Source organism: Lysinibacillus sp. S1, from assembly GCF_044986265.1.
In the GTDB taxonomy this organism is placed as follows: domain Bacteria; phylum Bacillota; class Bacilli; order Bacillales_A; family Planococcaceae; genus Lysinibacillus; species Lysinibacillus capsici.
Genome location: NZ_CP173154.1, coordinates 4105473 through 4118645, shown reverse-complemented (window position 1 = coordinate 4118645; position 13173 = coordinate 4105473). Strand labels below are relative to the sequence as shown.

General features: G+C 32.6%; 18 protein-coding genes. 4 read left to right on the top strand and 14 right to left on the bottom strand.

Annotated features, from left to right (window positions below; genetic code table 11):
* The first annotated feature begins 99 nt into the window (after positions 1-99).
* Positions 100-792, top strand: coding sequence for a hypothetical protein (locus ACHZEU_RS20680; RefSeq protein WP_279495647.1), 693 nt, complete (start codon positions 100-102; stop codon positions 790-792).
* Positions 793-1730: 938 nt separating this feature from the next.
* Here the strand turns inward: ACHZEU_RS20680 and ACHZEU_RS20675 are convergent.
* Together ACHZEU_RS20675 and ACHZEU_RS20670 are read right to left on the bottom strand one after the other, a co-directional pair.
* Positions 1731-2732 carry a hypothetical protein gene (locus ACHZEU_RS20675; protein ID WP_279495648.1) on the bottom strand — a complete coding sequence of 334 codons (1002 nt, stop codon included), beginning with the start codon at positions 2730-2732 and terminating at the stop codon, positions 1731-1733.
* 4 nt (positions 2733-2736) lie between these two features.
* Positions 2737-3246 (bottom strand): Panacea domain-containing protein, encoded by a 510-nt coding sequence (locus tag ACHZEU_RS20670; protein WP_279495649.1) that lies wholly within the window; start codon positions 3244-3246, stop codon positions 2737-2739.
* Between the two features lie 381 nt (positions 3247-3627).
* On the opposite strand from ACHZEU_RS20670, the gene ACHZEU_RS20665 reads away from it, so the two are divergent.
* Positions 3628-4599 (top strand): SHOCT domain-containing protein, encoded by a 972-nt coding sequence (locus tag ACHZEU_RS20665; protein ID WP_279495650.1) that lies wholly within the window; start codon positions 3628-3630, stop codon positions 4597-4599.
* Between the two features lie 22 nt (positions 4600-4621).
* Here ACHZEU_RS20665 and ACHZEU_RS20660 read toward each other — a convergent pair whose 3' ends face one another.
* The 4 genes from ACHZEU_RS20660 to ACHZEU_RS20645 form a co-directional block, all read right to left on the bottom strand.
* On the bottom strand, positions 4622-4843 hold the full coding sequence (locus ACHZEU_RS20660; RefSeq protein ID WP_279495651.1) for a hypothetical protein: 222 nt from the start codon (positions 4841-4843) through the stop codon (positions 4622-4624).
* A gap of 114 nt (positions 4844-4957) precedes the next feature.
* Positions 4958-5641, bottom strand: a complete 684-nt coding sequence (locus tag ACHZEU_RS20655) for a hypothetical protein (protein WP_279495652.1) — start codon at positions 5639-5641, stop codon at positions 4958-4960.
* A gap of 16 nt (positions 5642-5657) precedes the next feature.
* Entirely contained in the window at positions 5658-6467 is an 810-nt protein-coding gene (locus ACHZEU_RS20650; RefSeq protein WP_279495653.1) for a phage antirepressor KilAC domain-containing protein, read from the bottom strand.
* 15 nt (positions 6468-6482) lie between these two features.
* Positions 6483-6743: an XRE family transcriptional regulator gene (locus ACHZEU_RS20645; protein ID WP_279495654.1), complete on the bottom strand. Its 261-nt coding sequence runs from the start codon at positions 6741-6743 to the stop codon at positions 6483-6485.
* Positions 6744-6907: 164 nt separating this feature from the next.
* On the opposite strand from ACHZEU_RS20645, the gene ACHZEU_RS20640 reads away from it, so the two are divergent.
* Entirely contained in the window at positions 6908-7636 is a 729-nt protein-coding gene (locus tag ACHZEU_RS20640) for a helix-turn-helix transcriptional regulator (protein WP_279495655.1), read from the top strand.
* Between the two features lie 577 nt (positions 7637-8213).
* Here ACHZEU_RS20640 and ACHZEU_RS20635 read toward each other — a convergent pair.
* Positions 8214-8543, bottom strand: coding sequence for a sigma factor-like helix-turn-helix DNA-binding protein (locus tag ACHZEU_RS20635; RefSeq protein WP_279495656.1), 330 nt, complete (start codon positions 8541-8543; stop codon positions 8214-8216).
* A 51-nt stretch (positions 8544-8594) separates the two neighbouring features.
* Positions 8595-8759 carry a YvrJ family protein gene (locus tag ACHZEU_RS20630; RefSeq protein WP_103118549.1) on the bottom strand — a complete coding sequence of 55 codons (165 nt, stop codon included), beginning with the start codon at positions 8757-8759 and terminating at the stop codon, positions 8595-8597.
* Between the two features lie 101 nt (positions 8760-8860).
* Between ACHZEU_RS20630 and ACHZEU_RS20625 the strand changes: the two genes are divergently transcribed.
* Positions 8861-9151, top strand: a complete 291-nt coding sequence (locus ACHZEU_RS20625; RefSeq protein ID WP_103118550.1) for a hypothetical protein — start codon at positions 8861-8863, stop codon at positions 9149-9151.
* Positions 9152-9173: 22 nt separating this feature from the next.
* Here ACHZEU_RS20625 and ACHZEU_RS20620 read toward each other — a convergent pair whose 3' ends face one another.
* From ACHZEU_RS20620 to ACHZEU_RS20595, 6 genes are all read right to left on the bottom strand, one after another.
* Entirely contained in the window at positions 9174-9809 is a 636-nt protein-coding gene (locus tag ACHZEU_RS20620) for a hypothetical protein (protein ID WP_279495657.1), read from the bottom strand.
* Positions 9810-9970: 161 nt separating this feature from the next.
* Positions 9971-10873 carry a DNA ligase gene (locus tag ACHZEU_RS20615; protein WP_279495658.1) on the bottom strand — a complete coding sequence of 301 codons (903 nt, stop codon included), beginning with the start codon at positions 10871-10873 and terminating at the stop codon, positions 9971-9973.
* Between the two features lie 77 nt (positions 10874-10950).
* The gene (locus ACHZEU_RS20610) at positions 10951-11304 is read right to left on the bottom strand and encodes an aconitate hydratase (protein ID WP_279495659.1); all 354 of its coding nucleotides are present in this window, start codon (positions 11302-11304) and stop codon (positions 10951-10953) included.
* Complete coding sequence (locus ACHZEU_RS20605; protein WP_279495660.1) at positions 11297-11635, bottom strand: YolD-like family protein; 339 nt, start codon at positions 11633-11635, stop codon at positions 11297-11299. The genes ACHZEU_RS20610 and ACHZEU_RS20605 overlap by 8 nt, the downstream gene beginning before the upstream one ends.
* A 10-nt stretch (positions 11636-11645) precedes the next feature.
* Positions 11646-12905: a DNA polymerase thumb domain-containing protein gene (locus ACHZEU_RS20600; protein ID WP_279495661.1), complete on the bottom strand. Its 1260-nt coding sequence runs from the start codon at positions 12903-12905 to the stop codon at positions 11646-11648.
* On the bottom strand, positions 12902-13123 hold the full coding sequence (locus ACHZEU_RS20595) for a transcriptional regulator (protein WP_279495662.1): 222 nt from the start codon (positions 13121-13123) through the stop codon (positions 12902-12904). The genes ACHZEU_RS20600 and ACHZEU_RS20595 overlap by 4 nt, the downstream gene beginning before the upstream one ends.
* Positions 13124-13173: the final 50 nt, after the last annotated feature.

The following is a 13173-nucleotide window of genomic DNA, read 5'->3' as shown; positions in this document are numbered from 1 at the left end:
TTATGCATCAATACCTTAATTACAATATATTCTTGAATTACCAATAATTAAATGGTATATTTTTCAATTAAAGAAAATACATACCAAAAGGAGAACAGCATGAGAAAATTATTTTTAACTTTTTTTGCGGCTTTAACATTGTTTTTTGTAACAAATTCAACAACACATGCAACTACGAATACCGTAAATTATGAAGGTTATCCGGGGTTGAAAATGGTAGTTGAAGAATTAGAAGCTGATGGAAGTAAAGAAGCTATTGAAAACCTTGAAAAAATTGAAGCATTATCAGAGAAAGAATTAATTGATCTTAATAACATTTTAATCAACCCTGATAAATTAGCTGAAGAATTAAGTAAACCTGAAAACTCGATTGTAGAATCTGTTGAGGTAGATTATTCTAACAAAAATAGTTTATCAAACTTTAACATACAGCCTTTCGCAGTAGGCTATTCAGGACAAGTTACAGTGGTAACAGCTTTAAGTGCGTTAGGAATTGATCTTATTAAATATGAATTAACAGGTAAATTCACTGTAAATGAGGCAAAAACTAAATTTATAAGTGCGGATAGCATGGACGGAATTGTTATTCGTAAATGGTTACCACAAGTGTCAACTGAAAAAATTGGTACACCCTCTAAAAAAGTTACGGCTGATGAATTCAGAGGAGAGATGACTTTCAGTTATGATTTGGGAGTCGGTTCATGGGGTGTTGCTCGTGTAGGAGTAGTACGTACAGGATTTACAGGAAATACTAAACGAGTAACTAATTCGTGGGCTTATGGCGAAATCTAAATAAAGACAAGAACCATTACTTTCAATTGCTTATTGAGAGTGGTGGTTTTTTACATTTACTGGAACCCCTTGGATTTTCTTTTTGAATACCACATAATATCCCCTTGTTTTGAATATCGGTAATCTTAAACACTTTGCACTTTATCCCTCTGCATGGGTATTATAGCTGCTTACGTCTTTAATTCAGTAGTCGTAATCCATCTGTTTAACCAGACTATCCATGAGAATTCCGTATCGTTTAATCTTTTCACGAAAAGAGCATTACAAATAACCCTGAGCCTTGTTACAAAATGATTTGCATATGTCCCTTTTGATGCTCACAGGGTAATCAAATTCCTAGCTTGAAAAAGTCGATATTGGAATACCATTAAAACAGAACACATTCATTCAATTTCTAAATGATTAGGACATTCAGATATTCAAACAACACTTGATCACTATTCGCACGTATTAAAAGAAATGGAAGAACGAGATGAAGAAATAGCGATTAATGTTTATTCATCTTAATTTCTTTGTTCACCATGTTTACATTTTGTTTACCTAATTTAAATTTTATATGTTATTCTATGCGATTCTTAAAGAAATCAATATAAACAAAAAACGCTCAAAACCCAGTGTTCATAAGGTTTCAAGCGCTTTTCAATTTGGTTAAAAATTAACCTTTGATTTGCTATTGACGTCCCAGGAGGGATTCGAACCCCCGACCGACGGCTTAGAAGGCTGTGGGTGTAGCTTTTTGGCCTTTTATACATTTGTATATAACTTATAAATATCACTTGTTTATCAATCTATCTATTATGTTTCAATTATTTTTTTCTTCCTGTTTATATAGTTTTATATCTATTTGGGCACCTCTTGGGCACCTAACGATATATACATGAAGCTTAAATAAACCTAAAAAGTCACTCATTATTCTTTCTAATGAGTGACTGACTTTTTTATGCTGCTCGATTACGTGCATCGCGGAAAGTGATAGTTGTTACAATAGTGATCACTGTTATCACTATGCTTAAAATAAAGAATATTTTCCAATCATCTAAATCATTTACTAATGATTTATAATCAATTATATATTCGGATATCCCTAATATTGCAGTCACAACTAATATTACAGCTACTATATAAAGTGTTGGATGTTTTTTTGCTATAGGACAATTACATGAGGTATTTACTTCACATCCACAACTTCTAATGTTGAGTTCTGAAAGTTTGGATATCCCGTTTAATAATAAGAAAACTATTAATATGACTGTAAACATTACGAATGATCCAAGTAAAACCAGCTTTCCAGTCCCAGCATTATTAATATTATTAAAAATACTAGATAAAGAAGTTAAACCACCAAAAGTAGTGATAAGTATTGTCGCAAAAATACCTAATATGGTTACAAACTCTTTTTGAACCTTTTTTGCTTTTTTAACCGCATCTTTTTGTTGCTCTGTAAGATTTGATATTTCTGTAGATAAATCATTGAATTCTTTTTGGCTCTTTTTTATATTGATTTGTAATTCTTCAATATTGGCAGAAAGGCTTTCCTTATAAGTTTCAATTTGTTCTACACCTGAATCCATTCTATTTACTTGTATCCCTATGAGTTCGATATGATCTTTAATTTTTTCTATAAAACTGTTGAAGTTGTCGAGTTCTTCAATTTGTCTTTCTTTTGCTATATCTTTTAGCAAAGCAATATTTCTTAAAAAAATCTCAACATTTTCTCCAGCCTCATTCATTCCATATGGTTTTAAATAAAAAAAGTGGGCGCTTAATGTTGAATATACTCTTACTTTACTCAAAAAAGTTGAATACCAAATATCAAAAATACTGTCTAATTGATGTTTTTCAAAAGCACTGTGATACTGTATTAAATTATTAAAGGTATCTTTAAATTCATTCTTTATAATAATGTTTTGAGAATCGTTTGTTTCACTAATCGGTTCCAATATATCACCACTTTAATTCATTTATAGCTTCTTGATAATCATCAAATGTATATTCAATATTAGATACACCACTTCGAATATCTTCTTCTTTGCGTTTCCATGGTGAATGATCGTGAGTGATATCAACTAAATCAAAAGAATTCATTTCTCCATATTTACTTATCACTTTGTCTACTAAAGCTGATTCAGGTAAATCAAAATTCGCTACTTCATGTTTTCCAAATCTCATACCATCGTTATTTACGATTAAAGTTGTGGGTTGCTCAACAATTTGACTGTAGCCATTTGTACGATATTCTGAATAAACACTTCTAACAACTGGACCTAGCTTCCACATTTCCGTAGCTTGTTTATATGGATATTCCCCATACTCACGAACCCAATCTAAAGTAATAAAATACAGTATTTTCTGTAGTTTTAGATGATCAAGGTACATTCCTTTTTCATTAAATTTTTGCACGATATATGCAGCAACTTCTGACGCATTAAATCTGCCATTTTTATTTAATGTCATTAAAGAATCCTCCCCTCTCTAATATGTATTAATTGTCTATACAAATTGTCTAGACAATCTCTATTTACTCACATTATAAATTATTTGTATATAAAAAAGTAAATAAATGTGGTTAAATAACAAGTTTGTACTATTTTATTCATGACTCTCATTCTGTTCTCACTGTTATTTTGCCTGTTCATTCCCTATAACACTTTCTCTCCTTACTTTATTATAGAACAAATGTTTGCTTTTTGCAAATATAACGTATAATCTAATGAAGTTTGTCATGAATTTTAGTCATTTTTAGCAATGATTAAACCCAATACTGACAACACCTACCAGAATTGATACAATTTTATTGTATTACCAACAAGCTATAAGGAAGGAGGAAATATAAATATGTATGCAGTAGAACAAATAAAAGAATATATAAAACCTGAAGGTTGGGTACTTTTAAATAATTTCAAAAAAGAGATTAACCTTATTGGTGAACAAGTAGATGATGTTGAAATCGTAGAAGGTGTCGCTATTCTTGTGCGTGGTATTGGTGGACTCAAACAATATCTTGGAGTTCTAACTTCAAAGAGATTTTTAACTACTGATAAACAAAAGAAATTCATTAGCTTTAATTTCAATGATATCCATAAATTTACTACCAATAAAAAGATTACTTCTACTGAAATTAGCTTTGCATATAATACTGAAGCTATTTCAATCAACATCCTTTCAGATGATTTGGGTAAACGATTCTTAAAAGATCTACAAGATAAACTTGGCATAATTTCGGATACTCCAAGTGAAAAGAATGATACAGAAGCTAGAGAAATTGTTCGCGTTATGAAAACAATCAAGATGAACATAGAAATACTTAATGGAAAAGAACAATTAAAACAAAATGGTTCAGGCTATAAGTTAGTACAAGCCAAACCTGGTACTGTGGAGATATCAGTTGATTATCATGATGCTGAAACGTTTAAACTTGTGAAATGGGAACGAGTAGAAAATGTCCAAAAGAGTGCCTCTAGTATTGTAGGCTGGACAGTAATCGGCAGTAAATTTGGCAATGCTGGAGCTATAGCTGGAGCCATGGGGGCTAATATCGGGAAAGATAAATCAGTAGCCACACTTTTCTTAAAGCGTGAAAACGGAGAAAAAGTACCTCTAGTCATTAAGTGTGATAAGAAGGATCTTGAAAAGCTTTCATTATTAATTCTTGCTGAAGAGGAAGAGACTAACCAAGCAGCTGTCACTCCCCCTCCCACAACATCAATCCCTACAGAAGAATTGATTAAACTAAAAGAACTCTTAGATGTAGGAATCTTAACTCAAGAAGAATTTGATGCAAAGAAAAAGCAATTATTGGGTATCTAAATCCCTAAGTGATTTGCTAAGTTTAAACCATTTTCATTTTCTCATATATTTGGTTTACATATACTAATTCGCTAGGTATATGTACTTTATTAAATTGTTGTTCAGTACTTAAAGTGAGGAACGCTATTAAAAATTCATCTAAAGAGTCGTATCTTAATAGATCGATACCTTGATTGTTTTTAATTTCTTCAAACATTGATGTAAAAGATGTTAAAGAACGTGGTTTGTCTTGTGTTTCATTCATATGCTCCTCCTATTGGGAGCAACATCCACTTTTAATTACCACCGTTTTCGGTTATAATGCATTTAGTTGTAGGGTGGATGTCACTCAAATTTATGTCATGTTTTAAGTTGCAGCTTAAAGCATGATTTTTTTATTTTCATTTTTAACAACTCTTAAATAACGCGGTCTAGGTTTCTTAACCTCTGAAATCTCGCCTGTTTGGTTGTTTTCGATATACTGTTTATTATCAAGGTCTTCGTGCATTGTATAAGTTGGTACTCCCTGTTCTTCTAAGAATTCCTCCATAATGCCTTTACCAGTTTCTAAACGTCGTATATTACTCATAATTTTTAAAGTTTTTACCATGTAAAATCTAATTGTATGATTTTGATACTCCCAAAGATATTCTTCGATTTCGTCACCAATAACTCTATTTTCTCCGAATTCTTCGATGTACCTACGAGTATAGTAGTAATCTTTCATGCCCCATTTGTCACCATTAAATTCTTTATCAATCGGGAAGATTTTTTCAAATTCCTTTGGTGTTAACAATGCCATTAGACCATTAATAAATGTAAGTAATGGAAGTCTACTTTCTAACAGTACTTTTTCATCATTTGTTTGTTCAGAAACTGAAATTGTTTTAACACCTGTCCAGATTAGTTTTGTTAGTGTATCTCGATCATATTCTCTTGCTGTTTCATACTTTTTATTTGCTCTTTCAATTTCATTAATGAACGCATTTAAATAAAGCATAAAATAATCAGGCTTGTCCTTCTTGATACCATCAATTACTTTCAACTGAGCCTTAAAACTCATTTAATAACCTCCTCTATTAAACTACTAATAACCCATGTTCAGCTAAAATTTTATTGGTAATGTAAATTTGACCCTTACCTGTAATCTTTGGCGTACGAGTTTTTTTCATCTCACCATTATTACCTGTTCGCAAACCATGTTTTACAACAATGATGCCTAAATCTAAACTGCGTTGAGTTGGCATGTTCCACATCTCACCCTTTTGTTTGCAAAGATAACCGTTTTCACGTAACCATCTAAACAATCTAACCTCACCTATATTGACACCTTTTTGTCTTAAAACTGTGGCTAAATCTTTAACTAGTACCGTATCCTCAGATACTTCAACTGCATCTGCGTATACAACTTTAGGTCTTTGTTGTTCTAACTTTTCCTTTTGTTCTGCAATCAATTTATCTTTTCGTTCAATTGCTCTTTGAGCTGCTTGCATTCCCCTCGCCATTATCATCGTGTCATCGTCTTCTTCAGTTGCGTGAACATACGCTCCATCACGACGTATAGAAGGCAGAACCTCTGATGTTACCCAGCGTTTGAATTTCTTCGCCTTTTCTTTGATTTCAGGGTTGTGTCCTTGTTTAGCAGCTCCTAAAATCAATTCGTACAAACCAGATTCGTTCACAAACTTTTTTTGTTGTTTCCCACCATTCGTAAGGACTGGATGGATCGTCCACCCCTCATCCTCAACATGATTCTTTATTGCTTTGTGTGGATCTGAAAAACTTAGTGCTTTAGCTGCTTCAGTTGCACCAAACCACTCTATTTCATCAACTATTAAAACTGGTAGTTCACCAAACATCTGGTGATTAAATGTTTTCAGTTCGTTCATATCCATCTCTCCTTTTTATGAAATTAATTTTTCTAAAACGTCCTTTGGTATCTTCTCTCGATACGCAGCAACTTTTAACTCCAAAGCATCTACATTTAGAATGTCAGCTAATGCTTCATTGAGTTTATTACTAGCTGGTGGGATTCTACCATTTTGTAGTTTACTCAAATACGTCTTGTCCGCAGAAAACCCAAGTTCTCTTAGCTCACCAGATATTTCGCTAAGCGATAACCGCGATTTGACTATAGCTAATTTTAGCAATTCAGAATAAATCATTCTGGTCTCTCCTTTCTAAAAAATTAATAGCAACAAAGCCATTAAACTAATAATAACAACTTAAACTTTTTATTGCAACTATAATTAATATAAAAATAACAACTTATATATTGTTGCTATTCTTACAACAACAATTCATAATTAAAGGTTAGGATGGTGATGTTATGAAATACGCCGAATTACTACAAAGTTATATAGAACAATCGAGATTAACTCTTGATGAAATATCAGAAAAGATATCTAATAAAGGTTTGAGTGCCAGTAAACAATATTTAAGTAAATTACAAAATGGGAAAACGCCTCCAGCAAGCGAAAAATTGAATTCAGTATTGGCTGAAATTCTAAATGGCGATGCTGATAAACTAGATTTTTTTGCATATGTAGAAAAAGCTCCAGATTTAGTTAAATTCATTTTAAGTAACTTTGATGAAGATTTAATTGATTCATTTATAGTACTTTCACACAGATTTCCTGATAGGACCATAAATCTATTAGGTGAAAATGATTTAGATATAAGCGAATCTGATGAATTTAAGAAAATTAATCATTTTGCACAAAAAACCATTTTTAATTATTTAGGTAATGGTCAATCAAACTCATTGAACAATGAAATCACTCAATTAATGGATAAACAACTTGGTCATTTACCTTTTTATCAAAAAAACAAAGAAATGATAACAAATCACTTAAAAGAGTATGGTTTTAACTCAACATTATCTCTTATTAAAGATCTTTCAATACTTAACACTTTAAATATTGAAAATGAAGAGAACTTCACGATTTCAGACCCTGAATTATATCACTGGTACCAAACACTCCCTCTATCTGGCGAAAAAAAATTACGTAAACTGCGTGCTATTTGGGAAATGATGCAGGATGATGATAATGAATAAACTTCCTTCTTGATCATTATTTTTTTATTAATCCTAACAATTCTTTGTTGTAATTAAACAATCTTTTGTTAACTGCTTCCATTAAGGAAGCAGTTTTTTTAGAAGAAAAAACACACATGCCAAATTGACATTTAGGATAAAATTAAAAATTATACTTAAAACCAAGCTATTTTTTTAGTAGACACATTACAATTATTGCTTCCTTCATATAATTCCAAAACATAAAAATGGAAAATTTTTGATTTATATTCCAATAGAGTATTTTATTTGCTGCGTTTTGTTGTTTAATATTGTGTTCAATTGTTTAAAAATATTTAAACATGTTTATTAATTGTTGAATGAAACTCGTTAACAACTGGAAAAAACAAAGATATTCATGTCAAGTTTTTTTCCGAATCTTTTTCTCTATTAAACATATACACAAATATTTATAGTTTTATTCAATACAGTTCTTTCTTTTTGTTTTAGCTGCCATTTTAATCTTCTCTAAAGAGAACACCAAAAAAGAACATACGTTCTTTAGTAATGATAAAAAAATAGCCAAATAGGCAAATTGATTCTTTTACAAACTCTATTACTAATATTCTTTCATCTCACACTTTTCCTCGTTATGAAGTAAATGACTTATTCCAAGATAGATTTTCATAAGCACTTTTTTTCTAATAACATAAATCATCTGCTGGCTGTAATTCATTTCTTGGGCTACCTTAACTATTGTCCACCCATTTATGTACCTAAAGTTTATAAATTTAACTTCTTTTTCTGGTAATATACTTAACAATTCACTAATACATATTGCTATTCTTTGATCTATAGTCAATTCCCCTACTCTTTCTTTACTAATGTAAGGGTACATTTTTAGATGTTCTTCTACTAATTTATCAACTTCACGAGCGTTCGTTTTCATATCCAATTTCCCCTTGCCCTATATGTTTGCCCTTTTTGATTTAGCCTCTGTTTAGCCCTTACTCCTGGATCTTGAGTTCTTAAGTTCATTTGTTAAATTAACAATAGCAATTTCTATGTTTTTCATACTCTTGTCCAACTTAACAAGTAAAAATGTAGAAACAACCACTGGAAAGCCCAATTCCATTATTGATTTAGATAACTCTACATACTCCATGCAAACCACCTCCACGAGAACATAGGTTCTCTTTTACTCAACTTTATTATACTGTATACTTAATGTTGTTTTCAAATTTTTACATTTAAGGGAGAGATAATGTGAGCCCAGAACAAATAACACAGATTTATTCGTTTTACTTCTTAACCACACCAATTTTAGTAAGGTTAATAGTATTTAATTTTATTTTTAAAGAGCATAAACATTTAATGGTTATTTTATTAGATTCATTCGTTATAATATCAACAACTATTTGGTTAATACTGATTAGAGATGTAATATTACCTCTACCTTCAATAACTTTAAATGGTTCTATTGTACTTTTTATAATTTTGATTATTGACATAGCTTTTAATTTTAATCGATTAAAAAAAGCAAAAGCACTTAATTAATTATTAAGTGCTTTTCTTTTATTTATTTTGGATAAGTGATATATTTAGCAACTGTTGGCGCTGAAGTGTAAGTACCACCACTAAATGAATTACCAAATTTATCTTTATAAGGTTTTTGAACAAACTTGACTACTGTTTGTACCCCCCCTATAACAGGTGTATAGGTTGTCGTCAGAGTATCACCTACTCGTGGTTTAGGGAATGTAATTTTTGTTGATGCAGCTTGTCTTGTACCAAAGTATATAGAAATAACAGAACCCAACATCGCAGCATACATTCCAATACCTGTGATAACTCCTAATAGGAACATGTCACCATCTTCAACTTTTTTCACATCCGCTGCTTTGTATGTGTATTTCTTTTCCTTTACAGCTTTTAAGAATACATTACGATAAATAAAGTCGTATGTTTGACCATTGTTAGACTTAATATGAACTTTATATTCGCCAAAGTACGGAACTTCAAATGTAAAAGATCCCTTTTTAACATCTTGGTTATATGTCTTAGAATAAACAATTTGACCATCGCCAGGACGTTGGATGTCGATACGACCATTATAACCAATACCACCACTACGACTCCATGATACTTTTAAACTCTTCTCACCTGTTTGTGAAACGCTTAAATTAAAATCAGTATTTCCATTATTAATTGACATAAAAATTTCCTCCTTGTGTTGTTTAATTGGTACATCTTAATAATAGGCTGTCCACAATGCCTAAAACTCTGTAAAAAATACATAATTATTCCAGTGAATATCTATCAAAACTCTATATATAAGCAAAAAAATAACCAGGTACTCATTTGAGCGCCTGGCTATCAGCTTATTGTTTCTGGGACTTTATCAAAATTAAAGCCTTTAAAGGATACAATTCGTAGTGACCCAGTATTTGTTTTCTCTAGATACTGAACTTTGCAGCACAGTCTAGGTTCCAACCATGTCATATCTCTTTCTTCCTTTGTAACGATTTGTTTAGCTATTTCTCTGAATGCAGTTTTTTCTTCAGGTTTGAACCCAAACTCTACATTTGCGAGTGGTTTATACTTACCATTGCTTAACTGTTTACCAACCAGCATAGTAAATGGATTTTCTTTATACCCTAGAATTACAACATCTGCTATTTTGAAATGCTTATATTTTAACCAATCCTGTGATCGATAATTAGTTTTGTACGTTGAATTAATTCGCTTACCTACGACACCCTCCATATTACGGTCTTTAGTTAACTGAAAGATATTGCTACCGTTTCCCACAATAGATGGAGTAACAAGTAAATTATTTGAGGGCTCTACTATTGAAGATAAAACCTCTTTACGTTCTGACAATGGTTTATTTAAAAGAGGCTTATCAGTCGTTAGAATATCAAATGCAACAAATGTCGCTGGATGAGTAATAGTTGCTTGCTCAATCTTACCTTTATTTGAAAGTCTACCTCTGTAATTGAAGTCATCAAACACAGAAACACCATTCCTTAACACAACACCCTCACAATCAATGATTGCTGTATGTGATTGAATTGAACGGCCAACCTCTTGAAGTTCAGGAAACTTAGCTGTCACATTGTTACCATGTCGAGTAAAAGCCTCGACTCTATCCCCTTCTTTATGCAAAAGGATGCGCCAACCATCCCATTTTATATCGTAAATCCAATTTGGATCATCATCTATTTCTTCATTATTTCCCATGTGTAAAAGCATAGGTTTTATTGGAGTAAATAACATTGTATATCCCTCCTTAATCTACATTATCTCATGTTAGTTAAGACAAGAATACATGTAAATCAAGGGATTGATGGCAATTACAATTTCATCTTCTCATTAATATGATTGATTAATAATTTTTCTACTTGAGTCTTTAGTGCTTGGTTGGCATACCGTAGCACGACATCATTACCAGCAGTTGCTATTTGTACATCGCTGAAGTATTCATCTACATTAGTCCATCCAATAACTCGTATCTTTTGTTGCGCCAGTTGCCTTTTGAGATCAAAATATTCTTGGCGCAAATCTTTTAAAAGGGCATCCATAAGGGGAAGAAATACAACTTTCATTTTAAATTGTTCCGTTTTTTTATAATCAATCTGTAGGGACTTCACTGCTAGTTCAATTAGTAAGTATTTGTGTAACAACTGACGTTGTTCAGGTTTAATCATAATAATCAGCTTCTAATTGAGCTGACTGTATGTTTTGAATTGGAATTCGTTTTGTTTTAAGTAGTGTATCAAGTATGAGTTCATTAGTATTAAAATTAATTGTTTTGATAGTTCCAGTCCATTGTATGATTTTGTTGTCCTGCCACATTTCTAATTTAATGTCCAGTTGCCGACTATACGCTTGATCAATTGTTTGTTGTATTTCTTCTAGTTCCCATTCAGTCAATTCTCTCGGCTGCTCTGTGAAGCCTTTTTTGTATTCCTTAAGTCCATCCAAATGTTCAGGCATCATCATGGATGCCCATTTAATGTTTCCACGGTCTTTTATCATCCAATCACTCCTATGCTAAATGCCCACCAACTAGGCGATCACGTCCAATAGCTGTACCAGCACTTGTATATGAAACAGCTCGTAATAATGCAGTTGCTCCAAACTTATTACGAATCGCATCCATGGTAGGGCCAATCAGCTGTCTCTGAGGTTTTCGCTCATCAAATAAATCTAATTGGATACTGTGCTCACGATCTAGATTTGATATGCGGACAGATAACTGACGTGCTGGCTCTCCAGCAAAATGTTCGTCGAGTAATTCGATACAGACTTTATACATTTCAAGTGTCTCATTTGTAGGTGCAGAAATTGTTTTAGAACGATGAAATCCTTTCGTCATAGCATTACGGCTGTACGATAGACCTAAGCTAATCGTGCGGCCAACAAAGCCTGCATCCCGTGCTCGTTTCATCACATCCTCGCACATTTCAAGGAGTACTACCGATATTTCATTTCGTGTGTAATAATCTCTCATCAACATTTGACCTTTACCAAAGCTTAATGATGGATTCTTGACTAAAGGTTCACCGAGTTTGGACAAATCTATTCCCCATGCATGGTGATACAATTGATTGCCCATTACACCAAACTGCTTTTCTAATTCATCTAAATCAGCATTTGCTAATCCACCGACCGTTTGAATGCCCATCTTATTAAGATTAGCCTCCATTTGCTTGCCAATTCCCCACATTTCTGACAAAGGTCTCACAGGCCATAATTTTGTTGGTACGTCCTCATAAGTCCATTTAGCGAAGCCTGTTTTCTTAGCATCTAAATCCAATGCTAATTTAGCCATTAGCATATTTGGTCCCATTCCCACTGCACTTGGTACATTAAATTGATCAAGTATAGCTCGCTGTATTTCCTTGGCGGTTTCTTCAGCTGTACCCCACAATTTTTCAGTGCCAGTCAGATCAACGAAACTTTCATCCACACTATAAACATGGATAGCCTCTGGAGGAACATAGTTAGAAATCAACTTTGTAATTGACATCGACATCTGAATAAAGAAAGCCATTTTAGGTTCAAACAGCTTAATATCTGGATGCTTAGGAATTTCATAACGACGATTCCCAGTCTTAATTTTGAATCGTTCTTTCATGACTGGAGACGCAGCCAGCACCACACTACCTGGTTGACTAAAATTGCCGACAACTGCTATTGGGTCCTTCAGTATATCCAACCCTTCTAACATGGCGATACAGCTAGCATAGAAGCTTTTCATGTCTATACAAACAATTGGTTTGTCAGGCATTCCTTCATAATTCATACAACATCACGCTCTTTTCGGACAACAGGAGTAACAGCGAGTATACTTCCAATTAAGAAAGTACGTTTTGCTTGTTTGGTAAAACAGAACGCATGAAACGTATCACCAACAACTTTGATAATATTGATACGTCTTTTTGTGACTGTACCATCTTTAGCCATATACATCATATTCACAATTTGATTACGCTGCATAGCTTTAACCAGTTGTTCTCTCATCAATTTTTCCTCCTAATACGTACGTGAAATGTTCCTCTATAATTTATACA